22 protein-coding genes are annotated in these 22,335 nt (G+C 47.0%); 5 read left to right on the top strand and 17 right to left on the bottom strand.

All coding sequences use genetic code 11. From position 1 onward, the window contains the following. Positions 1-39: 39 nt before the first annotated feature. A complete protein-coding gene (locus NSS66_RS18100; protein WP_028540990.1) occupies positions 40-657 on the bottom strand; it encodes a Type 1 glutamine amidotransferase-like domain-containing protein in 618 nt (205 codons plus the stop codon). A gap of 474 nt (positions 658-1,131) precedes the next feature. Then, positions 1,132-2,670 carry a glutamine-hydrolyzing GMP synthase gene (guaA, locus tag NSS66_RS18095; protein ID WP_023987031.1) on the bottom strand — a complete coding sequence of 513 codons (1,539 nt, stop codon included), beginning with the start codon at positions 2,668-2,670 and terminating at the stop codon, positions 1,132-1,134. A 145-nt stretch (positions 2,671-2,815) separates the two neighbouring features. On the opposite strand from guaA, the gene NSS66_RS18090 reads away from it, so the two are divergent. Beyond that, positions 2,816-3,472 carry a DedA family protein gene (locus NSS66_RS18090; RefSeq protein ID WP_209940977.1) on the top strand — a complete coding sequence of 219 codons (657 nt, stop codon included), beginning with the start codon at positions 2,816-2,818 and terminating at the stop codon, positions 3,470-3,472. Between the two features lie 62 nt (positions 3,473-3,534). On the opposite strand, the gene NSS66_RS18085 is transcribed toward NSS66_RS18090, so the two are convergent. Further along, a complete protein-coding gene (locus NSS66_RS18085; protein WP_340959501.1) occupies positions 3,535-3,696 on the bottom strand; it encodes a hypothetical protein in 162 nt (53 codons plus the stop codon). 327 nt (positions 3,697-4,023) lie between these two features. Between NSS66_RS18085 and NSS66_RS18080 the strand changes: the two genes are divergently transcribed. Beyond that, entirely contained in the window at positions 4,024-4,254 is a 231-nt protein-coding gene (locus NSS66_RS18080) for a hypothetical protein (protein WP_340959499.1), read from the top strand. A gap of 206 nt (positions 4,255-4,460) precedes the next feature. Here the strand turns inward: NSS66_RS18080 and bcp are convergent, their stop codons facing one another. Genes bcp through NSS66_RS18060 form a run of 4 tightly spaced genes read right to left on the bottom strand, consistent with a single transcriptional unit; the run spans position 4,461 to position 7,600 of the window. After that, positions 4,461-4,937 (bottom strand): thioredoxin-dependent thiol peroxidase, encoded by a 477-nt coding sequence (bcp, locus tag NSS66_RS18075; protein ID WP_340959498.1) that lies wholly within the window; start codon positions 4,935-4,937, stop codon positions 4,461-4,463. A gap of 42 nt (positions 4,938-4,979) precedes the next feature. After that, positions 4,980-5,768, bottom strand: coding sequence for an ABC transporter permease (locus NSS66_RS18070; protein ID WP_028540996.1), 789 nt, complete (start codon positions 5,766-5,768; stop codon positions 4,980-4,982). A gap of 4 nt (positions 5,769-5,772) precedes the next feature. Beyond that, complete coding sequence (locus tag NSS66_RS18065) at positions 5,773-6,567, bottom strand: ABC transporter permease (protein ID WP_069081078.1); 795 nt, start codon at positions 6,565-6,567, stop codon at positions 5,773-5,775. Continuing rightward, positions 6,560-7,600 carry an ABC transporter ATP-binding protein gene (locus NSS66_RS18060; RefSeq protein ID WP_013308769.1) on the bottom strand — a complete coding sequence of 347 codons (1,041 nt, stop codon included), beginning with the start codon at positions 7,598-7,600 and terminating at the stop codon, positions 6,560-6,562. The genes NSS66_RS18065 and NSS66_RS18060 overlap by 8 nt, the downstream gene beginning before the upstream one ends. A gap of 103 nt (positions 7,601-7,703) precedes the next feature. Here NSS66_RS18060 and NSS66_RS18055 point away from each other — a divergent pair, with 103 nt between their 5' ends. The 3 genes from NSS66_RS18055 (at position 7,704) to NSS66_RS18045 (ending at position 11,393) form a co-directional block, all read left to right on the top strand. Beyond that, positions 7,704-8,825: an LCP family protein gene (locus NSS66_RS18055; protein ID WP_023987022.1), complete on the top strand. Its 1,122-nt coding sequence runs from the start codon at positions 7,704-7,706 to the stop codon at positions 8,823-8,825. An 83-nt stretch (positions 8,826-8,908) separates the two neighbouring features. Then, entirely contained in the window at positions 8,909-10,225 is a 1,317-nt protein-coding gene (locus NSS66_RS18050) for a glutamate-1-semialdehyde 2,1-aminomutase (RefSeq protein ID WP_023987021.1), read from the top strand. Between the two features lie 208 nt (positions 10,226-10,433). Then, positions 10,434-11,393, top strand: a complete 960-nt coding sequence (locus NSS66_RS18045; RefSeq protein ID WP_028540998.1) for a DMT family transporter — start codon at positions 10,434-10,436, stop codon at positions 11,391-11,393. A 94-nt stretch (positions 11,394-11,487) separates the two neighbouring features. Here the strand turns inward: NSS66_RS18045 and NSS66_RS18040 are convergent, their stop codons facing one another. From NSS66_RS18040 to NSS66_RS17995, 10 genes are all read right to left on the bottom strand, one after another. After that, complete coding sequence (locus tag NSS66_RS18040) at positions 11,488-11,901, bottom strand: sensory rhodopsin transducer (RefSeq protein WP_075153728.1); 414 nt, start codon at positions 11,899-11,901, stop codon at positions 11,488-11,490. 53 nt (positions 11,902-11,954) lie between these two features. After that, on the bottom strand, positions 11,955-12,989 hold the full coding sequence (locus NSS66_RS18035) for a glycoside hydrolase family 88/105 protein (protein WP_069080783.1): 1,035 nt from the start codon (positions 12,987-12,989) through the stop codon (positions 11,955-11,957). Positions 12,990-13,061: 72 nt separating this feature from the next. Next, the gene (locus tag NSS66_RS18030; protein ID WP_340959513.1) at positions 13,062-14,174 is read right to left on the bottom strand and encodes a rhamnogalacturonan acetylesterase; all 1,113 of its coding nucleotides are present in this window, start codon (positions 14,172-14,174) and stop codon (positions 13,062-13,064) included. A gap of 112 nt (positions 14,175-14,286) precedes the next feature. Continuing rightward, positions 14,287-15,126 carry a carbohydrate ABC transporter permease gene (locus NSS66_RS18025; RefSeq protein WP_023987016.1) on the bottom strand — a complete coding sequence of 280 codons (840 nt, stop codon included), beginning with the start codon at positions 15,124-15,126 and terminating at the stop codon, positions 14,287-14,289. Between the two features lie 5 nt (positions 15,127-15,131). Then, positions 15,132-16,040, bottom strand: coding sequence for a carbohydrate ABC transporter permease (locus NSS66_RS18020; RefSeq protein WP_023987015.1), 909 nt, complete (start codon positions 16,038-16,040; stop codon positions 15,132-15,134). Positions 16,041-16,278: 238 nt separating this feature from the next. Then, positions 16,279-17,571: an ABC transporter substrate-binding protein gene (locus tag NSS66_RS18015; RefSeq protein WP_076160630.1), complete on the bottom strand. Its 1,293-nt coding sequence runs from the start codon at positions 17,569-17,571 to the stop codon at positions 16,279-16,281. 175 nt (positions 17,572-17,746) lie between these two features. After that, the gene (locus NSS66_RS18010) at positions 17,747-19,306 is read right to left on the bottom strand and encodes a response regulator transcription factor (RefSeq protein WP_023987013.1); all 1,560 of its coding nucleotides are present in this window, start codon (positions 19,304-19,306) and stop codon (positions 17,747-17,749) included. After that, positions 19,284-21,014 carry a sensor histidine kinase gene (locus NSS66_RS18005; RefSeq protein ID WP_023987012.1) on the bottom strand — a complete coding sequence of 577 codons (1,731 nt, stop codon included), beginning with the start codon at positions 21,012-21,014 and terminating at the stop codon, positions 19,284-19,286. The genes NSS66_RS18010 and NSS66_RS18005 overlap by 23 nt, the downstream gene beginning before the upstream one ends. Before the next feature lie 124 nt (positions 21,015-21,138). Beyond that, positions 21,139-21,381 carry a hypothetical protein gene (locus tag NSS66_RS18000; RefSeq protein WP_338533233.1) on the bottom strand — a complete coding sequence of 81 codons (243 nt, stop codon included), beginning with the start codon at positions 21,379-21,381 and terminating at the stop codon, positions 21,139-21,141. Positions 21,382-21,418: 37 nt separating this feature from the next. Then, positions 21,419-22,285 (bottom strand): inositol monophosphatase family protein, encoded by an 867-nt coding sequence (locus NSS66_RS17995; RefSeq protein ID WP_023987010.1) that lies wholly within the window; start codon positions 22,283-22,285, stop codon positions 21,419-21,421. Positions 22,286-22,335 lie beyond the last annotated feature (50 nt).

Raw genomic sequence — 22,335 nt, 5'->3', positions numbered from 1 at the left:
ACGATAGATGTGGAGTTAAAGGTTCTTGATCTTTTAAAATCATGCATTCTCGACCTTTATACTGTCACTTTCAACCAAAATAACTTCCGCGTTGCTGATTGGATATAAATTTAATTGGCTGCCATATTCCTCAATGATGCTCTCCACCGCTTTTTTAAACGGGATGTTCGTATGGTGGGGGACTGGATAGAATTCAATTATCCCAAGCGCAATAAAGGAATCCAAAGCAGGCGCCTCCTCCACATTGTCCATAAGTCGGGCATATTCGATATTCGGTGATAAAATCATCGAACCTGCCGATTCGCCTATATATAACTTCCCTGCATTAACTTCATCAGCAATGATTTTGTCAGCCCCGGTTCTTCTCAACTCTTGAAGTAAATAAAATGTGTTGCCTCCGGTAATATAAATATAGTCATTTTCTCTAATTTTACTCTCTATTTCGTTCAATGTTGCTGTGCCGATTTCGATTTCATCCACGACTAATCCTAAATTCTCTAATGCTTTTTTCCCTGAATCCACATAAAACTTAACTTTCTCTGGAATACTTGCGGTTGGGATGAAGGTGACTTTTTTTCCTTCTAAGTTTTCACCAGCGAAATGGACTAAGCATGGTGCAACATCCTTAAATGAGGACGACAGAAATAATTTTTTCATCTCTTTATTCTCCTTAGAACAGCGTTTAATAAAACGAGATATGCAACACTTTAATCTAGGTACATTATAAAATATATTAGTATCAAAACATGACACCATTAGAGCATGACATGAAAAAGAAGTGAACGTTTAATTTCATACTTGATTTAAGCTATTTATAGCTTGAATCTAATAAAACCATATAAAAAAAGGAGACATTACCATTGAATAATATCTCCTTTTTTCAGCTTCATATTCCGTTTTGCAACAATAAATGACTTCATATCTCCGCCGCATGAGGCAATGCTGTTCGCCTTTAGCTAACCCCCGTCGATTGAGGTTGCCGTACAGTAAACTTTCCCGAGCAAAGGTTCGACCTGGCACCCGTAAAAAAGACTCCAACCGCATAGCGATATTTCGCCGATACGGAGGAGTCCTGATGTTGTATTGGTAAATCTTAAAGGATTGATGGTTACGGCGCGGGAGTCTCCGCGTTTATTCCCACTCAATCGTTGCTGGTGGTTTGGAGGTGATATCATACACGATGCGATTCACGTTATCCACTTCGTTTACGATACGTACCGAAATTTTCTCCAGCACATCCCAAGGGATACGTGCCCAGTCGGCAGTCATACCGTCGATAGAGGTTACTGCACGAATACCAACAGTGTAAGAATACGTACGAGCATCGCCCATAACGCCAACACTCTTCATATTCGGCAAAGCGGTGAAGTATTGCCAGATTTCCCGGTCCAGACCGGCTTTAGCAATCTCCTCGCGCAAAATGTAATCCGACTCACGAACAATGGTTAGCTTGTCCTCTGTCACTTCACCCAGCACACGAATGGCAAGACCCGGACCTGGGAACGGCTGACGCCATACAATCTCAGGTGGCAGTCCGCATTCTTCTCCGACTTTACGCACTTCGTCCTTGAACAGGGCATTCAACGGCTCGATCAGCTTGAACTTCATGTTCTCCGGCAAACCACCCACATTATGATGGGATTTAATGGTCTGTGCCGTTGCTGTTCCGCTCTCTACAATATCCGTATACAGTGTACCTTGTGCCAGGAAAGTAAAATCGTCGAATTGAGAAGATTCTTCCTCGAACACATAGATAAACTCGTTACCGATGATTTTACGTTTTTGTTCCGGATCATCAACTCCTGCCAGCTTGGACAAGAAGCGCTCACGTGCGTCAATTTTGACAACTTTCATATCAAATTTACCAACGAACGTCTCCATTACACTTTCGGCTTCACCTTTGCGCAGCAATCCATGGTCAATGAACATACACGTCAGTTGGTCACCAATCGCTTTGTGAATGAGCATCGCTACAACGGAAGAATCCACGCCACCGCTTAAGGCACACAATACTTTCTTGTCGCCAACCTGTTGACGAATCTCACGAATTTGATCTTCAATGAACGATTCCATGGTCCAGTTGCCTTCACAACCGCACACTTCATAAAGGAAGTTGCTGATCATCTCGTTACCTTGAACGGAATGACGTACCTCTGGATGGAATTGCACCGCATACAGATTCCGCTCCAGGTTACTCATCGCGGCAATCGGCGCACTCTCTGTTCCTGCATCAAGTGTAAATCCGGTTGGCAGATCTGTAACGTGATCCCCATGGCTCATCCATACGGTTTGACGAGAATCCAGTCCTTTAGCCAAGCGGGCATCCTGATTGAATTGCACGTCTGCTTTGCCATACTCACGCTTGCCCGCACGTTCTACCTTACCATCCAGTTGGTGAGCCATCAGTTGCATGCCATAACAAATACCAAAGATAGGGATGCCAAGATCATAAATTGCCCGATCCACCTGAGGAGCATTGTCTGTATATACGCTGGAAGGTCCGCCTGAGAAAACAATCCCTTTTGGCGCCAGCTCTCTCAGCTTCTCCGCAGGCGTATTGTATGGAAGGAGCTCGCTATATACACCGAGATCCCGAATTCTTCTTGCGATTAACTGGTTGTATTGTCCTCCAAAATCGAGAACTACAACGATTTCATTAGGCTTATTCATTACCGTGCCTCCCTCAATTGTTCGTTTCATTATACGCAACGATAAAACAAGACGTCAAGAAATCAACCGGAGTTGAGTGGGCATGAAAAGATTGTTAAAATGAATTGATTCTAAAATACTCAATCTGTTCGTAGGAGTGTAAACGATGGATGTGCTGAAGTGGATCGCGCAATTGTTCGAAGAATACGGCTACGGCGTCCTTTTTTTCGGCTTGCTGCTTGAGTTTATTGCTTTACCTTTTCCCGGGGAAACCACAATGGCTTATGCGGGATATCTTTCCTATGCCGGTACCCTGGATTACGGTAAACTGGTGCTACTAGCTTTCTTGGGCACAACCATCGGTATGACTATTACCTACTTTATCGGAAAGTGGGCTGGACTCCCCTTTATTCAGAAATATGGTAAATGGGTTTTGTTATCGCCGGACAAGCTTCAGAAAACACAAAAATGGTTTCAACGATATGGATACTGGCTTATTTTCCTTGGATATTTCATCCCCGGTGTCAGGCATTTTACCGGTTATTTTGCCGGGATTATTGCTCTTTCTTTCCGTAAATTTGTCTTGTATGCTTACAGCGGCGCTTTATTCTGGGTCATCCTCTTTCTAAGCATCGGCAAGCTGTTTGGTCCCCAATGGGATGTCATTTTCCATTTGGTAGAGCTGTATGCACTGCGAATTGCGGGAGTCGTTGGGTTTATGATCCTGCTGTATATTATTTACCGGTGGAGAAACTTTCTGTTTAGTTGGCTACGCAAATCCGAAAAATCAGTGAAAACCAGCAACAAGGATGACACGGAGTAGTCAAACTCCTGCTGCCTTACGACTACGGGTCCTTGCATAATACATTGAAATCACGATAGATATCACAACAAACCCCGCGGCTCCATCATTTCAATCGCCACCCCTGCTCCAAACATAGACAGTCCGATGATACCTTGACTCCACGCCGTCAGCATGCCCAGCATGACCACAATGGACCCTGTAAATACAATGGGGTCTCCCGCATTAATAATGTATCCAGACAAATGCCCCCCTACCCCGCTAGCAACCAGACCCGCGCCCAAAGCGGCTTAAAACACTCCAATTCCGGCATCGTCCAGCCTGAAATCCTGCACTGCATATAATTAGTTGTTTATCTAATTTATAAAAATCACTCTATAAACCGTCAAGGCATAAATTCATATATTCAGAACATACTAAGCCAAGAAACTCCAATATCGGAGGATTTTACGTATGCCAAATCAGAATAAAAGTTGTCCAGTTACTCATGTGTCCTCTAACTTGAGGGATAATGTAAACCATAAAGCTCCTTTGGAAACAGCGGAGATTTAATCATTAAAGAGCTATTATGGATGCAAAAATGGCCAGCGGCTTTGTTTTATATCAATGGTCTGATTAACACTCAATTACTCCATGATTCCGTTCTGCGTTCATTAATGCGGGAAAACGAACATCATGTACCAGAGGGCGCGGAACCATTCGACTATTTAAAGGATCAAGCATTGATTGCTGGTAACTCAGGTAGTTTGGAGGAAATGGATATTACTGGTGTTTACTGTACTATCGGGAATAGAGGCTTTTAGTCGCGTTAGTGAGATGCTGTTATCTGTATATGTATTCATTTTCTGTGGTAACGGCTTGTTCATTCCGCTTATATTATGGGGTATTTACCTTTGCCAGCAAAAGTGGAAGCAGCGGCAAAACACATCTGGAAATTAACAAAAACCTTTTGAAACCCATGCGCCTGAAAGCACGATCCGGTTTCAAAAGGTTTTCTTTTGTTCTTCACTTACGCCATATCCTGAATGTATGCCAGCGCAGCATCAATATGTCCTTTCACTCTTAAACCACGCCATTCATGAATTAGGATACCATTTTCATCAATAAGGAACGTAGACCGAACTATGCCCATATACTGCTTGCCGTACATCTGTTTTTGCTGCCATACACTATACGTCTCAGCCACCTGATGCTCTTCATCGGATAACAACTGAAAAGGGAGTCCATACTTTGCAATAAACTTGTCATGCTGCTTGAGTGGATCTGGGCTTATCCCCAGAATCACCGTGTTCAAGTCTTCAAACTCCGTATGTTTATCCCGAAAATCACAAGCCTGAGTCGAGCAACTAGAGGTCAAATCCTTGGGATAGAAATACAGCAATACCCTACTGCCTCGATAATCAGACAGCTTGACACACTTTCCCTCACTCCCAGGCAATTCAAAATCCGGTGCCGGTTGTCCAATAATGGTAGATGTCGTGGACATCTCATCATCTCCTATCTTGTGGGAGTTCTTATGTGATCCGCCCTATGAGCCTGCCCCTCTGTAACGGCGAACTCCCCAGTTCCATGCCAGTAAACCCAAAGTCAGAAAGACAATTCCCATCACAGGAGTTAACAGGGCCATATGGCGCATATCCTCTCGGTGAAGGAACAGGGAGGCTGGATATACACCAACAAAAGCAAAAGGCAGTATCCAAGTTAGCACAACCTGAATAGCACGGTTATAGATCGTCACTGGATAACGTCCGTAGCCCTGAATATTGTACATGAGCGGGATAATTCCTGTCGGCGCATCCGAAAAAAACGAAAGGGATGTCAATATGGTGTATATGCCCGTATAGATCGCCACGGCACTTAGGCTCAAAATGATCAGCGCCGGTACGAACCACCACTCCATAGCCAAGTCCATCTGTGCCCCGCTGATCCCCATGATAATCAGGCCAATCACAGAACCCACCAACGCAGGCGGATCCACATTTTCAAGGAAAATCTGGAACAGATTATACGCGGGACGGGTCATTACCCGGTCGAGTTCACCTTTCACGATGTAACGTTCGCTAAAGTTCCAAAGATTTACAAAACAACTGAATAGTCCGTATGGAACCATGAAAAATCCATAAACGAACACGACTTCATTTTCACTCCAGCCGCCCAAACTGTCTGTATGCATAAAAATAACCAGGATAAAAATAAGATTTGTGGCCTGAAACAGCAGGTCTGAAATAACTTCTACCCAAAAGTCGGCTCGATAGGTGAGCCGTGACTTCATGTAATTTTTTAAATATTCGCTAATGAGACCCAAATAGTACATCATCGGCTTACCCTCCCTGCACGAACAGACGTCTGCGCGCCAGTCGCCAAATGATGATCATCGGCACGAGCAGAACGACCAGCCAAATGATTTGGATACCCAGTACATTCCAGATGCCAACGCCTTTTACACGTCCCGTAAATACAGAGCCTGGCAAATAGGTAATCGCCTGAAACGGCATCCATTGGGCGATCGTCGCCAGCCAGCCTGGAAACAAACTGATTGGCAAAATCAACCCAGAAAACAGATCTACAACTACGCGCTTCATACGCATCATGCCCTCATTATTTTCGATAAAAAAGGCCGTTAACCCCGTAATAATATTGATCTGAGTGTTGATCAGAAAGCTGAAAAACAGCATGACCAGAAAACCAACCCAGGCTACCGGGTCACTGGGGAGTGTCACTGGAAACAGCAGCATCGCAATCGCCATGCCCGGAATCATAAACAACAGAAAACGGAACATTCCCTCACCGAGTCCCTGCATAAATTTAACAAGTACATAGTTATAAGGTCGGATCATCTGAATTGCGATGCTTCCATCACGAATATCCGTCGAGATTTCACGATCCAGATTGTTAAAATAAAAGGCTCTCGCCATCCACGATACTGCAACATACGTCGTCATCTGAGCAGCGGTAAAACCTCCAATGCTACCCGCATCGCCATATATCGCTTTGTATGTGAAATAATACACGCCAATATTCATGGAATAAATAAGGATTCCTGAATAGTAGTTTACACGATACGCAAGCATCGTGAGAAATCGGATACGAATAAAATCGGTGTATACGCTAAGCATGAACTTTGGCCTCCACTACCGGATTGCCCTGGCGTTCCGCCGAGCCAGACTGATAGATACTGCGGACGATATCATCCGTGTTGGTTTCAATGATTTTGATATCCGTAATGTCCGTGCGACCGACTACGCTTGCGAGCACATCCGATACATTAATATGAAGCGGAATCCATACCTTGGCAGCCAAATCGTTATCCGCCGTCCAAGCCAGTGGCATATCAGCAGTCCATGCCTGTAATTGCTCCAGTTGGGTCGGTGTGCCGAACTGAAACCGTACTTCTCGACCTGTACCCCAACGTGCCTTCAGATCCTCCAGACCACCATCATAGATGATATTCCCATCATCCAGCATAATGACGCGCGAGCACAGCGCTTCAATATCCTGCAAATCATGGGTTGTCAGCAAAATAGTCGTACCATAATCCCGGTTCATGTCCTTTAGAAACTCGCGGATTTCGGACTTTACCATAATATCGAGGCCAATGGTCGGCTCGTCCAGAAAAACAATGGACGGATTGTGCAGCAAGGCTGCTACTAACTCACAGCGCATCCGTTGCCCGAGACTAAGCTTGCGTACCGGGCGGCTTAGCAGATCCTGCAATTGCAGTCTCTCTACCAGCTCATCCAGCCTGCGTTTGAAGTCCGTGGCCGGAACCTGATATACTTTCCGCAGTAGTTGAAAAGACTCGATCACACCGATGTCCCACCAAAGCTGGCTGCGCTGACCGAAAACAACACCAATGTTGCCTACAAATTTCTCGCGTTCCTCATAGGGGACATAACCGCCCACCTTGAGATGTCCCGATGTCGGCACGAGAATGCCTGTCAGCATCTTAATCGTGGTGGACTTTCCGGCGCCGTTCTCACCGATATAACCGCATATTTCTCCTTGCGGAATACGGAAGGATATATCTTTGACCGCGGCTACCTCGTTGTATTCGCGGGCGAATAAATCAAGGAAGGCACCTTTTAAGCCCTCGCGATTTTTTTGAACCTTAAATGTTTTGCGCAGATCCTGCACATCAATTGCCAGCATGTTATACCTCTCAATCAGGATTTGTAAAATCCATAGTTAAATTGATTGTGCTCCAAAAAGAAATTATAATGTAATGAACTGAAAAGCGAAAGGGAGAGCATCCATGACAAGCAGAACCAAAAGGACGATATGGTCGGTTCTAGCCGTGGTAATCGTCGCGATTGTCGGCTTTGCCGTGTACTATTTTACATCTATTTATAATCAGCTGGATAATCTGCATAAAGAGGGCGCTAACTCCCCCTTCAAAAATGTAAAGCAGGTCGATCAGGTTCGTACGCCAGAACCGCCCAAGTGGGAAGGTACCGATATGGTTAACATTTTGCTGATGGGTGTCGATGGGCGCGGTATCCAGAAAGGGGAAGTTCCCCGATCAGACAGTATGATGGTCGTATCGCTGGACCCCGTTAAGAAAAAAATCCACCTGTTCTCTATTTTGCGTGATACGTACGTGGATATTCCCGGCTATGGAAAAAATCGAATTAACACCGCCATTACTCACGGACCCAACACAGCCATGAAGACGGCTGGCGATCTGTTAGGCATCCCGGTGCAATATTATGTGTACACGGATTTCCAGGGCTTTATCAAACTGGTGGATGCCGTAGGCGGGATTGATTTTGAAGTGGAAAAGGATATGCATTATACAAGTAATGCGGATAAACATCAGTACGATATTGATTTGAAAAAGGGCATGCAGCATCTAGATGGCAACACGGCGCTTCAATATGTGCGGTTCCGCCACGATGCAATGTCCGACTTCTCCCGATCAGGACGGCAACGCGCATTTTTGGAGGCAATAGCCCAGAAAATGCAGACCACGACTTCCATCGCTAACTTGCCAAATATTTTAGAGCAGGTTAACCCGTTCATTGACACGAATCTCAGTGTTAACGATATGTGGAAGCTGGCAAATGTGGGGTACCAAAGCAACTTTGCAGGCAGCGAACAGGTTCCACCGATGAAGATGCTCGGAGAAGAGAATGTGGGCGGCGCGGCAGTTCTTACTGTCCGCGATCCGGAAGAACTGAAAACGTATGTGCAGGATATATTTAATAATCCACCCGCACAAACACAGGAACAAAATAAGGATCAGAATGAAACGAAACAGCCAGACAGTGCATCGTCTACCAAGAAGGATAAAGCTTCTTTTACAGGGGGCAGTAAAACCAGTAATGAGGATGCTTCCACACAATCAACAACAAAGACAGGACAAAAAGAGCTATAATGATGTATGCAGGGGCAGCCGTGAACGCTGCCCTTTGGCGTGTGTATACCCTATTTTAATGAACGGAAAGGAAGTTTTTGATGATGAAACGGGAAAACTCCGAAGCACTATATAAAGAAGCCCTGGAGCATATTGTCGGGGGCGTTAACAGCCCTTCACGCTCCTTTAAAGCTGTGGGCGGCGGCGCTCCAGTATTCATGAAACGCGCTAAAGGTGCTCATTTCTGGGATGAGGATGATAATCGGTATATCGACTATTTGGCGGCTTATGGCCCTATTATTACTGGACATGCCCATCCCCATATTACTAAGGCTATCAGCGAAGCGGCCGCGAACGGCGTATTATACGGAACCTCAACGGTATTGGAAATCAAACTGGCCAAGATGCTGAAGGAAGCAATTCCTTCTATGGACAAGGTCCGGTTTGTGAATTCTGGCACAGAAGCGGTTATGACAACGATTCGTGTTGCACGGGCCTATACGAAACGGAACAAGATCATCAAATTTGCCGGCTGCTACCACGGTCACTCGGATCTGGTACTTGTTGCCGCAGGCTCCGGCCCTTCCACGCTAGGCATACCTGACAGTGCAGGCATTACGACCAACATTGCGAGCGAGGTTATTACCGTACCATTCAATGATCTCGACGCGTTACGCCAAGCCTTGGAGCGTTGGAGCGACGATGTGGCGGCAGTCATGGTCGAGCCCATTGTCGGTAATTTTGGCATGGTCATGCCGCAACCCGGTTATTTGGAAGGGTTGTGCTCCATGGCGCGTGCGAACGGCTCACTCGTCATTTATGACGAGGTCATTACCGCATTCCGATTCCACTTCGGTTCCACCCAAACGTATGCAGGTTTGGACAACCATGATGCGATTCAGCCAGATTTGACCGCGCTGGGCAAAATCATGGGCGGTGGTCTGCCGATTGGTGCCTACGGCGGCAGCAAGCACATCATGGAGCAGGTTGCCCCACTCGGCCCAGCTTATCAGGCGGGTACGATGGCGGGCAACCCGGCGTCCATCTCGTCAGGCATCGCCTGCCTTGAAGTCCTTCAAGGGGAAGGCGTGTATGAAGAGATGGAACGTCTGGCTGTGAGGCTGACGGACGGTATCCAGTCCTCTGCCGAACGCTACGGCGTGCCATTGACGATCAACCGTATTCGTGGAGCGTTCTCGACGCATTTCTGTGATCATCCGATCACGAATTACGCGCAGGCGCAGGATACGGATAGCGAAGCGTTTGCATCCTTCTTCCGTCACATGCTGGATCGCGGTATTCATCTGGCACCATCCAAGTACGAAGCCTGGTTCCTCACAACAGCGCATACGGACGAAGATGTGGATACTACGCTGGAAGCGGCGGACGATTCGTTCCGGGCGATGTCACAAGGTAAGTAAACTAAACAGTAAGTTGATAAAATATGAATAGGATAAGAGCTGGAAGTAGTCTTAGGGATGGGTATCCGACCTCTGGGACTTCGTTCCGGCTTTTTTTCATTTCACAACTGTACCCGTACAGTTGCAGATTTTATGGATTGTATCAAGTTATGCCATCCGGGTATATTGAGAGAACCACAGGTTAAGGTCATTATTACGGAGGTTTATTATGAACAGTCGTTCCAGAAATGGAGCCGCCTATCTGGCAGCTCTCAGCTATGCAGCTATACTTGGATTTTCATTTTTATTTGTAAAATTGACAGTCACAGAGGCGAGCCCGCTGGATGTGATCGCCCACCGCTTTGCGCTGTCTTTTATCGCTTTGACCATTCCCGTGTTGCTCGGTTGGATCAAGATCAACATCAAGATGCGTGACATTCTGCGCATTTTACCACTGGCGCTGCTCTCGCCATTAGTGTATTTTCCACTGCAAGCCTTCGGGCTGATGAGCACTTCTTCATCGGAAGGTGGAATAATCCAAGCAACCGTTCCCATCTTTACGCTGCTGTTAGCTTCCTATTTTATTAAAGAGCGTACAACGGTAGTTCAGAAGATTTCCTTACTGCTCTCTGTCTTTGGCGTGGTTTTTATATTTGTGATGAAAAGTGGGGCACCGTTAGCATCCAGTAGCTATGGTGGTATTCTTCTGCTCGTGCTCTCTGCGATATGCCTATCCGGCTATAACGTACTGGCACGTCCATTAACACAAAAGTACAACCCAATGGAATTGACCTACGTTACCTCTATTTTGGGATGTATCGTTTTTAACGTGGTGGCACTGGGATATCATGCCATAGACGGCTCCATGAGCGCCTATACCGCTCCACTGGTGAAGCCTGGTTATTGGATGGCACTGATTTATCTGGGCATTCTGTCTACCCTCGTCACCTCGCTGTTATCGAGCTTTGCCTTGAAGTGGATCGAAGCCTCCAAAATGAGTGTGATCGGCAATTTATCCACCCTCATTTCCATGATTGCCGGTGCTTACATTTTGAAGGAGCAGCTCGCCTACTATCACATTATTGGGGCTGTGATGATCATTATCGGCGTGTTGGGTACCAATTTCGGAGGACGAAAAAACTTCACGCCAATCAAAACAACTTCGGCAAAATCACAAAAAACGGGCTAAAAATAGACACTCATTTGCCTGCAAAAAAAGAAATCTCCAGGCTGCGCAATTCCAGCCGAGAGATTTCTTTTTTCATTTCTTAGTCTTCGTCACATTAGATAGGGTACGCCATGACACTCATTAACGCCAATTCCGGCTGTGTCGTGTCCAATCTGCTATATTGTACGATTATGGGCACATCGCTAGTGACCGTAATTGCGTAAGGAATACCTACCGGAATCTGCTCGCCGGATTTCTCCAACGAGGCTGTTCGGATATGACGGGTTCGTCTTCCTTCCACCACCTCGATCAATCCCTCCAATGGCTCGCGGTCTTCAAAATAGATGTCTATACTCAGATTTGCCACACGTCTCCCACAATTCAGCACGCATATACTCTCATGACTGAGCAGCTCACCCCGGCTTTCCGGTGGAATATACCCATCGGGGATGACCCAGAATAGGCTGCCTCGCGGCTGATTAGCTACTTTTTCATGAGAAAGCTCCTGAGAAAGTTCAGTATCTCCCATGCTATCGGCCTCCTTTGACCTATGAATACTTTCGTTTCCCTATGTCCCTTCTTCTAGCCGTACGGATTCTCCTTGGTACGCAACAGTTGGGCCAGAAAAGCAAGCGCCAATCCCTGACCCCATCCCTGAATGCGTTTATATGGAACGTTTCGATAACCGTCAATATCGTTCATTACAGCAGTTCCAGCGGATACACCCGTGACTGTGCCGTCGTCCTTAATGCGGGAAAGAATACCTTCGATCGCCTTTTGGGTGTATTTGTTAAACAATCTTCCTTGCATAAGCAAGGCGGTCGCAATTCCTGCCGAGCCCGAGGTTTCCAGATAAGAGGTATCATCGTTCAGCACCGTATGCCACAGCCCTTCTGGGGATTGCAGCCGCACCAGTGCATTGAGCTGGTCACGCAGCGAGCCGTCGATGATCATATAAGATGGATGCTGCACCTCCACAAGTTTCAGCGCTTTTGCCATCGTGAGGGCTGCCCATGAATTGCCGCGCGCCCAATATATTCCTGACATCCGGCTTTGATTCGCATGATCCCATCCGTGATAATACAGATTCGTATCCGGGTCCTGCAAAAATTCTTCATGCCCGTGATATTGACGAACCCCATCCTCCCAATACTCCTTCTTGCCTAACAGATGACCGATGCGCAGCAAATAATAACCGGCCATAAACATCGTATCCACCCATGCTTGCTGCGGAAATACATCATGAAGTGAATTCACCGTATGCTGGAAAATGCCGTCGGCAAACCGCTCCGCTTTTTTGGCCAAAAATTCTGCCATCTCGATGGCAATATCAAGGTATTTTTGCTCACCTGTGGCCTGATAAAGCGTCAACAAACAGTGCCCGACAGAAACGCCGTTCACCGAGAGAGACGGAAGCCCATCCTCGATATTTTCGTCTACCCATTCTTTTAGCTTGGTCAGATACTTTTCGTTCCCTGTCGCTTCATACGCTTCGCATACTCCGTAAAAGGCTACTCCGCCCGGCCAATCCCAGCTGTAGTGCATTTGAAAGGTGCGTTCTACTACCCGGTCGATCACCTGCTTAACTTGTTCTTCATCAAAAATCAATGCAGGCATTTCCACGTCTCCCCCTTTGGTAAGTTTCACGTGAGTTACCTCCTTGACGCCCGTACATGAAAAGGTCGTCCTTCAACGTAAATACATGCGCAGCGGTTGCAAATCCAGTTCCTTCACAGCATCCACCACCATGTCTGCAATACGAACCGCGCCATTCTCATGAAAATGCGTGTTATCCTCTAAGCCGCCGGAAAAGTTCATGTATTCACCAGGCAGCAACCACATAAAAAGCTCTTTACTCTCTTCGGGACCCAGCTGCTCATATAACTCCTGCGTGCAGGCAGACAAATCAATCAGCGGTACATTCGCTTCTTCCGCCAGCTCACGAACCGCTGTTACATAGTCACCATGTGTATCAGATAGCGTACCATCCTCGTTAAAATAGCGACGATGTACGGGCGTGACCAGTACCGGGGTTGCCCCATGGCTTCTTGCGCCGTCGATATAGAGGCGAAGATGCTCCTTGTAGGTTGTAAAAGGCTCTGTAGCCCGCTCCGGATCAGGCTTCTGATCATTATGACCGAACTGGATGAACAGGAAATCTCCTGCCTTTATTTCGCCCAAAATGACACCCAGCCGTCCTTCGTCCACGAAGCTTTTGGAGCTTCGTCCCGATACGGCATGATTATCCACGCAGACATCATGCTTGAACAGGGCGGGCAAAGCCTGACCCCAGCCTGTATACGGATAGCCGGATGCGTCCTGATCCGTAACCGTGGAATCTCCGGCTAGGAATAGCCGGAGATTCTGTGGAGCTGGCGCAATCTCCAGCGCATTGAGCCGTGGCGCGGTGCCTGACACGGTGAGGCGTAGTTTGCCACCCCGTACAGGCACCGCAAACAGCGCTTCGGTGAACTGGCCCGGCAGCGTGTGTACTGGGGGAAGCATGTGCTTGCCTTCACCAGCCTTGAGTCGCGTGAGCGTTTCCGCCTGCGAATCGCCGACCAGTATAGTGACGAGATACAGCCCGTCTGGCACATCTGCAACAAATGCAGCGTTCAGTGGAATACAAAAGCTGCTTCGCAGCCGCGTACGTGCATCCTTGGCTGCACTCTGCCTTTTTCGACCGTACACATGCTCCGTAGTCTCAAAGCCATAGCCCTGTTCAGTTGTATATAAGCAATCCGGAGACACTCCCTTGTAGCCATCCGCAGGCTCCCCCGGACCAAAATCAAACTTCCACAATTTACTCACCTCTCAGCCATCGCCCTCAAATCCCGTCCATTCAATCGCACAAACCCGGATGCCTTCCATTTCCACTCGTAAGCTTCATAACTCACGCTATGGATTTTGGATCTTACCCCTTCAAACCACTCGTACTCATTCCTTCTACAATTTGCTTCTGGAATGCGAAGAATACAGCGATAACTGGAAGCAGGCTTAGGATAGACATCGCGAACATTCCTCCCCAGTTGGAAGCCGACTCGCTGTCGAGGAACATCTTGAGTGCAATAGATACGGTATATTTCTCTGGCGAATTCAGATACAGTACCGGACCAAGCAAATCCTCCCACTTCCAGTAGAAAGAGAAGATTGCCGCTGTAGCCAACGACGATTTAAGTAAGGGTAAAATAATTCTGAAATACAGCCGGAACTTGCCGCATCCGTCAATCGTCGCCGCCTCATCCAACTCTGCTGGAATCGTCCGTATAAACTGCACCATTAGAAAGATGAAGAACGGCATCCCGAAGAAGGAGGGTACCACTAACGGTAAGATCGTATTGATCCAACCGAGCTTGGTGAAAATAATATATTGCGGTACCAGTACCACATCCCCTGGTAGCATAAGCGTCACCATCATCAAAGCAAACCACAAGTTACGCCCTTTGAATTTCAAGCGTGCGAAGCCAAATGCGATCAATGAGGAGGAAAGCACAGCTCCAATCGTTGAAATCACCACGATCGTGAGCGAGTTCAGAATGTACGTGCCAAAGTTGTAGCCAGTCGTCCCTTTCCAGCCTGTTACATAGTTTTGCCAGATCCATTCTGTAGGGAAAAGCGAGGATGCCGTGACGAATATCGTCCGACTTTCTTTAAACGAGCTGAACAGCATCCAAAAAACAGGATACAGCATCAGGAGCGCCAGTGCAGCAACCAGTATGTGATAAATTGGCCATTTGACCGTTTTCCATGCCATCAGTATCAGCGCCCCTTTTCCGTTTCATAAAATACCCAGTATCTGGAGGTTATAAATAAAATCGCTGTCAGTATCCCAATCATAATGAGCATGACCCAAGCCATGGCTGCCGCATATCCCATGTTGCTGAACATAAACGCCTGCCGGAACAGATACAGTGAATGCAGCATCGTTCCATCCATCGGACCTCCTTCGCCCTTAGAAATAACATAAGCCGGGACGAAGGTCATAAAGGCGCTGATCGTCTGCATAATCAGATTAAATAGAATAATGGGGCTAAGCAACGGCAGCGTAATACTGAAAAATTTTCGTACTGGCTTAGCGCCATCTACACTGGACGCCTCGTACAATTCAACAGGAATGTTCTTCAAACCTGCCAGAAAAATCAGCATAGAGGAGCCAAATTGCCATACGGACAGGGTGATCAGCATCGTAAGCGAAGCATCCGGATCACCAAACCATTTCACCGGGGTCGCCCCTAGAGTCGAAAGCAGGCTGTTCACTATGCCGTTATTACTGAAAATGTTCCGCCACATAATCGATACCGCAACGCTACCTCCGATAATGGATGGCAGATAGTACATCGTCCGATAGGTGCCGACCATGCGCGATTTGGTATTCAAAATCATAGCCACAAACAGCGCGAAAATCAGTCGCAACGGTACACCGACCAATACATACGTAAACGTGACCCTGATCGAATTCCAGTATTTCGGGTCGCCTGTGAACATCTTTTCGAAGTTACCCAGACCAATCCATTTGGGCGGGGTGAACAGGTTGTAGGTGGTAAAGGACAGATACAGCGAAATAAACATTGGAATTAACGTAAACGCCAGAAAGCCCACAATAAAAGGGCTGATAAACGCATATCCGGTCATATTGGCTTTCAAGCTCTGATGATTTCGCAAGCTCATCAAGCCTCCCTTCTGTTGCATTTAAAGAATTAGTAAAACTTTATATTGTCAATAATTCGTTGTTATGAGAATAATATCGTGATGTCTGCAAAGGGTGCTTATGCAGTTGGTTCGTCGAATCAACCGTGCGCAATCATGTTTTGGACTACGCACGGTTAACTTAACGAAATGTTCCTTCGATCCTATCGATTCTTATGCTAAAACGTTGTCAGATATCCTAAAGGTCTCATTACGCTTATTATTGCTTGTTATTCGCAAGGATGGTATTCGCATCAGCCCGGAATTTGGCCGCTGCGTCTTCAGCCGTCATCTGTCCAAAATTGACCTGCTCAATATAATCGGTCAGAGTCGCAATCACTTCCGGCGATCCGACTGGTGGCGGCGGGCTCATTGGAGAAGCCTTCGGCTCCATGGAAGCTACAAATTCAAACACCTGCTTCGTAGGCTCGCTCAACTCTGGTGCAACAGCTTCCTTGATTTTGGCGGAAATCGGCACGCCCCGTTCGCCTTTAATCAATTTATTCGCTTCTACATCGTTCATCCAGAAATCAATAAACTTAGCGGCTTCATCCTTCACCTGTGAACGGGAAGCAACCGTCCAGTACATCGTAGGCTGCATATATACGCCTTTTTCCATATTCGGCCCAAACATCGGAGCCAGTGCCATTGGGCGGTTAACGACCTGCTGTAAGCCCACATACTGATTGGACCACTGCCAAATACCGATACCTGTTCCTTTTACGATATCGGATTCCTCAAGAATCCCCTTGGTCTGGTTCATGATTTCAGGAGGCGGGGTCGCTCCCTTCTTAATCAGATCAGCCAATCCGCTGAAGAAGTCAACAAACAGCTTATCGTCGTCATACCCCAATCCTGTTCCTTCCGCATTGTAGAGAGTTTTTCCTTGCGTACGCAAATAGTAGTGGAAGAAAATATCGGCAGCCATCGAGCTGTCAAAGTATACTTTATTGGAACCAGCCTTTAAAGCCATCTCTTTGTATTGATCCCATGTCCAGTTGTCAGGAATTTTGTCTATACCCGCCTTCTTGAGCAACGCCGGATCATACTGGAAACCCAGAACATTAACACCGGTTGGGATACCATATTGCTTTCCAGCAATTACGCCGGTTTTGAGTACATTTTCTGTCACATCAGCAACCTGAATTTTTTGATTCAAGTAGGGCGCGAGATCCTCCAGTTGACCATTTTTTGCATATTGGCTAATGTACGAAATGTCCATTTGCACGATATCCGGCAACTGATTAGCCGCAGCCTGCGGAGCGAGTTTTTTCCAATAGTCATCAAAAGAGGCATATTCCACATCAATCGTTACATTTGGATTTTTCTGCTTATACAAATCAACGACCTTTTGCGTGTATTCATGACGCGTATCCGATCCCCACCAAGCGATACGTAACTTTACTTTCCCGTCTGCACTTGTGCCCGAATTGCCGCCGCCGTCCGCTCCGCTACATGCCGTCGTCAAAACGAGCAGCATAGCTATGATCAGAAACCATCCCTTTTTGCTCACCTATCTCTCCCCTTTTCGCTGTTCTAGAAAGGAGCCAAATTACGAGTGACAACGCACTTTCGCAATTTTGATAGCGTTTACATTAGCTCCTGTTGTTATTTTCCCAAAAGCCGAGAAACATTGGAATACACAAATCAGGTTTCCTGGGTTTAAAAAACAGTGGGACTCCATACGCTCATCCCCGTTCATGTGATTTAATGTACTCGGAAGGCGTCATACCCGCCCACTTTTTGAACACCTGGCTAAAATATTGTGCGTTCCCACCGAAGCCGAACCATTCCGCCAGCTCAAACACCTTCACGTCTCCGGTCTCCCGAATATGCTCAGCCGCACGTTCGATCCGATAACGATTGACGTAGTGTGAGAAGTTTTCGCCCGTCACCTTTTTGAATATCTTCCCTAAGTAGTCGGAATTCATATACAGCATTTGACCTGCCACTCCGTTCAGCGACAGATCCGATTTTCTGTAGTTTTGCTCAATAATAGTGATCATTTTATCAACGGTGGAAGATTGGCGATACACATTACTTTTATAATAGATTGCGGTCATTCGTTCGGCAGCTTCCTGTACAAAAGATTTGAGACATGCCAGCGTTTTTTGCTCTGCCAGCACCACCATTCGGCTCGTAAACGCCGCACGCTCTTCTTCGGGGCATATACGGATCATAGCGGCATAGAGCTGAAGCACATAGGAGCGGGTCACGGAAATTTCCAGCTTCATACGGGACAGAATACCGAACAACCGATCCACTTCCTGTGCAACCTCCACCGTATTTCCAGCCTTGATCAGCAGACCGAACTTCTCCTCGTCCAGCTCCAAATCTGCCATCTCCCGGGTATCCTCAGCCGCTAAATCCTCCTTCGTAATCAGACTGCCCTCCCCGGTGTAAAAACGGTGATTCATACAATGCAGTGTCTCCCGATACATCCCCCGTGAATGCTGCATACTATCCGACTCACTAACTGCGACCGTTACCTCCAGCTTGTAAAAGCGATGAAATGTCGCACGTACCGCTTCAATCTGTTTCATAAACCGTGACGTGTCATCCTCACTTTCCAGCACGATGAGCAATTGCCCCTGCATGGTCGTACTGAGCAAGACATCATCCATCAAATCTGCCGCTATATTTTGCAATGCAAACAAATGCTCCGGCTCATGGGATTCCTCCACCCGCAGCAGCAGCATTCGAACCTGCTTATCTTGCAATTCAAGTCCGAATAACCGCTCATAAAAAGCGATATCGCGGCTACCGTAAGTTTTATAGGAAATAAACTCCTTCAAAAAGTGTTCCTTCACATGAGGCAGCATACGCTGAAAATCTAGCTTCATCCGGTTTACAAACTGCTTGCGTTCTTCCTGCTCCTCCCGCTCCTGCCCCAACTCGGTCAGAGCCTCATGAATTTGCCGCTCATTGCATGGCTTCAACAAGTAGTGCTTCACCCCGTATTGCATGGCCCGACAGGCATAGTCGAAATCTTTGTAACCAGACAACAGAATGAAACGAACGTCTGGAAAGTGCTCCGTCGTTTTGGCAACCAGTCCGATACCGTCTAGTCCAGGCATAGAGATGTCGCTAATCACAAAGTCAGGCGGGCTGGCCTGAATCTGATCATAAGCCTCAATCCCATTACGTGCCGTACCCACCAATCTCGTTCCCGCTTTACCCCAATCAACCACCTGCGATATGCCTTCCAAAATCATACGCTCATCATCAACCAGTAGCACCTTGTACACGACCCTGATCCCCTTTCACATATGGAATACAGACATGAATCGACGTTCCTGTTCCTGACTCGCTATGCAGCTCTATCCCCCAAGGTGTACCAAATGTCAGGTTAATCCGTTCTTGAATATTCGTAAGTCCAATGCCCTGCCCACGAGTCGTGACCTGCCCGCTCCGCAGTTTTTCCAAGAAATCCGGCGTCATTCCCGGTCCGTCATCTTCAACTCGCAGAAATAGAGCCCCCTCGCTTTCTCTCGCAATAATAGCAATCCGACAGGGTTCAATTCGCGGCTCCAACGCATAATGGATGGCATTCTCCACCAAAGGCTGAAGCGTTAGCTTCGGAATTTGCGCATCCATCAGTTCTTCCGGGACATCCAGATGGAAAACGAGACGCTCATCAAAACGTGTTGTTTGGATCGTTACGTAGCTCCTTACAATATCCAGTTCTTTTCGAAGCGGAATCAGTTGCTCTTCAAAACTGACCGCACTACGCAATAGAAAAGCAAGTGCTTCCACCATCTCTGAAATCCGATCCTGCTTATTGGCCTTGGCGAGCCAGTTCACGGATTCCAGCGTGTTGTATAAAAAATGTGGATTAATCTGTGCTTGTAGTGCCTTTAGCTCTGTTTCCCTCAGTAATAGCTGCTTGGCAACATTTTCATTAATGAGCTCACGAATGCGGCGAATCATTTTCTTATATGTCCGATGTAGCAAGCCTACCTCGTCCTGTGTGGAAAGGGGGACCGCGCCAAGTGCTTCTTCTTCCAAACGGTCGAGATCGCCTTTTTCTATTTTACGCATGTTCTGGATTAGTTGAACGATCGGTTTGGTAATGCTGCCTGACAACCTAGCTCCCAGTGCCAATGCAATAAGAAGCATAATGACAAAAATAGCGCTTACAACTTCTTTAATGATCGTAATGCTGCGAAACATATCATCGAAGGGGGTCATATGCAAATACGTCCAACCCGTATAAGAGGATTTGATTTGAGCAGCGAAAAAGGTTCCTCCTGAGTAGGTCGCAATCCCGTAAGGCTGCTTCCGACCAAGCTCGGCCTGAATATCACTCTCACTCAATAGTGGTGTTTCGGGATAAATCATCCGCCTTCCATCTGTAATCATCAGTTGTCCGTCACGGCCGGAGGTTTGCACGCGGTCCGCTACAATCCGGTCAATTCGCACACGAATCGCAAGCGTTCCGAGCCCATTCAGCGTAAAATTGGAATCGGTAAAGGATTTGAACTGCCGAGCTGCCAGCAAGGAGGAATGGCCTGCCGCATACCATGCATTGGAACCGTCATGTTCGTCTGCCAGCTCCGACAGGGTGGATCGAAGTTCTTGGGGAATACCTTCGCGGTTGCCCGCACTCATGACCTGTCCCTCTTTATCGATCACTATCATAGAATAGACATAGGTCTCAGAGCCGGCAAAGGCGACGAGCCTATTCGTTATTTTTTTACGCAGCACCATTTTGGCATAAGGTGACGTTTCCTTTTCCAATTGCAGCAAATAACGTTGAAGCTGCTCGTCCGTTGTTACCTTGAAAGTAACTTTTTCCACATCCTTCAACTCATTTTCTATACCGATTGAAGAAATATTGAGTACTTCGGATGTTTTTTTGTACATTTGATTATCATAAATATGAAATACGTACTTAAGTATGACTGCAACTACTGCAAAATTAACCAGCATAAGCACCGTAATCAGTAGTACCATTTTATGATGGATTCCAGCATTTTTGTAAGCGCTTTTAAAGTAGGTAATCAGTGAATGTCGCCTCCTTTATAACATACAAAATACCCCATGCCTTGGTCATTCGGCAAGAGGTATTTGTATTTGCTTAGCGTTGATCGGATGGTTTCGATTTGTCCGCCTTGCTCATATATTCGTCGTATCGGTCATCAAGTTCACGTGCCATACTCCGGTATTTACGCGTCTCCTCAACAATGGGATCGATATGAGTCTGAATCCGCACCTCATATTTAGGGCTGAGCCGTTCCCGCTTTTTGGCCTCATTCTCACGAATTTCGCCTTCCGTCAGCAGTTCACTGAGCTGGCGTTCCAATTCTTCGGATTGGCTCATCGCGATTTCCTCCTTCAGGATGATGGTCTACGTAGAATTATAACCCGGTTGCGTCTGCTTCTTTCAGCACTTGAATAAGTTGAGAATGAATAGCTGTATTCGTAGCTGCAATATGCCGTACACTCAGGTCATAAGGTCTGCCCAATGTATCGGTGATGGTACCGCCTGATTCCTGTACCAGCAAAGCGCCCGCTGCTACATCCCACGCATTCAAACCAATTTCGCAATAAGCCGACAGCCGTCCTGACGCTACATAAGCCAGATGCAATGCTGCCGATCCCAGCGCCCGAATGCCACGTACTTGAGGTGTAAGAACCTGCGTAATTTTCATATTTAGCGGTTGTGCATACGTACGGTCCGGTGGGAAGCCGATGCAGACCAGACTATCTCCCAGTGTTTCTTCTCTCGATGCTTGCATGCGATTGCCATGTACATACGCGCCTTTTCCTTTTTCCGCTACAAACATTTCATCACGGGACGGATCATAAATGACCCCGACAATCACCTCTCCACGATGGGCCAAGGCAATAGACACACTGTAATACGGCAGACTGTGTACAAAATTGGTAGTGCCATCTACCGGATCAATAATCCATAAATATTCCTCTTCACGGGCAGCCTCTAATGCGCGGGCCGAAGCTTCGGCTCCCGGCTCTACACTCTCTTCACCCAAAATAGCATGATCGGGAAAATGGGTCAGAATCAGTCTGCGAATCATCTGCTCTGCACCTTTATCTACCTCGGTCACTAGATCCGTAGGAGACTGTTTGGTATTCAAATGTTCAACAGTTCCCAGTCTGCTCTTAATCCATTCCCCGGCTTTGGATGCCGCGTTAATAGCCACGGCAGTATAGCTTTTTCCTGATACGATATAGGGAACCTTTTCGTTTTCATGTTCGTTCAACGTGTTCACTCTACTTTCTATATCATTGTTACGTGGTTTATGAAGCTGCC

Origin of the sequence: Paenibacillus sp. FSL R10-2748 (assembly GCF_038005565.1) — a bacterium.
Classification (GTDB): Bacteria; Bacillota; Bacilli; order Paenibacillales; family Paenibacillaceae; genus Paenibacillus; species Paenibacillus polymyxa_B.
The sequence above is the reverse complement of the archived record's forward strand: the minus strand, read 5'-3'. Positions and strand labels throughout refer to the sequence as shown.

What these genes read in the sequence shown, in the direction of transcription:
- NSS66_RS18100 (WP_028540990.1), bottom strand. Translation starts at nt 657, where the DNA reads ATGAAAAAATTATTTCTGTCGTCCTCATTTAAGGATGTTGCACCATGC.
- guaA (WP_023987031.1), bottom strand. Translation starts at nt 2,670, where the DNA reads ATGAATAAGCCTAATGAAATCGTTGTAGTTCTCGATTTTGGAGGACAA.
- NSS66_RS18090 (WP_209940977.1), top strand. Translation starts at nt 2,816, where the DNA reads ATGGATGTGCTGAAGTGGATCGCGCAATTGTTCGAAGAATACGGCTAC.
- NSS66_RS18080 (WP_340959499.1), top strand. Translation starts at nt 4,024, where the DNA reads ATGCAAAAATGGCCAGCGGCTTTGTTTTATATCAATGGTCTGATTAAC.
- bcp (WP_340959498.1), bottom strand. Translation starts at nt 4,937, where the DNA reads ATGTCCACGACATCTACCATTATTGGACAACCGGCACCGGATTTTGAA.
- NSS66_RS18070 (WP_028540996.1), bottom strand. Translation starts at nt 5,768, where the DNA reads ATGATGTACTATTTGGGTCTCATTAGCGAATATTTAAAAAATTACATG.
- NSS66_RS18065 (WP_069081078.1), bottom strand. Translation starts at nt 6,567, where the DNA reads ATGCTTAGCGTATACACCGATTTTATTCGTATCCGATTTCTCACGATG.
- NSS66_RS18060 (WP_013308769.1), bottom strand. Translation starts at nt 7,600, where the DNA reads ATGCTGGCAATTGATGTGCAGGATCTGCGCAAAACATTTAAGGTTCAA.
- NSS66_RS18055 (WP_023987022.1), top strand. Translation starts at nt 7,704, where the DNA reads ATGACAAGCAGAACCAAAAGGACGATATGGTCGGTTCTAGCCGTGGTA.
- NSS66_RS18050 (WP_023987021.1), top strand. Translation starts at nt 8,909, where the DNA reads ATGAAACGGGAAAACTCCGAAGCACTATATAAAGAAGCCCTGGAGCAT.
- NSS66_RS18045 (WP_028540998.1), top strand. Translation starts at nt 10,434, where the DNA reads ATGAACAGTCGTTCCAGAAATGGAGCCGCCTATCTGGCAGCTCTCAGC.
- NSS66_RS18040 (WP_075153728.1), bottom strand. Translation starts at nt 11,901, where the DNA reads ATGGGAGATACTGAACTTTCTCAGGAGCTTTCTCATGAAAAAGTAGCT.
- NSS66_RS18035 (WP_069080783.1), bottom strand. Translation starts at nt 12,989, where the DNA reads ATGCCTGCATTGATTTTTGATGAAGAACAAGTTAAGCAGGTGATCGAC.
- NSS66_RS18025 (WP_023987016.1), bottom strand. Translation starts at nt 15,126, where the DNA reads ATGGCATGGAAAACGGTCAAATGGCCAATTTATCACATACTGGTTGCT.
- NSS66_RS18020 (WP_023987015.1), bottom strand. Translation starts at nt 16,040, where the DNA reads ATGAGCTTGCGAAATCATCAGAGCTTGAAAGCCAATATGACCGGATAT.
- NSS66_RS18005 (WP_023987012.1), bottom strand. Translation starts at nt 21,014, where the DNA reads ATGGTACTACTGATTACGGTGCTTATGCTGGTTAATTTTGCAGTAGTT.
- NSS66_RS18000 (WP_338533233.1), bottom strand. Translation starts at nt 21,381, where the DNA reads ATGAGCCAATCCGAAGAATTGGAACGCCAGCTCAGTGAACTGCTGACG.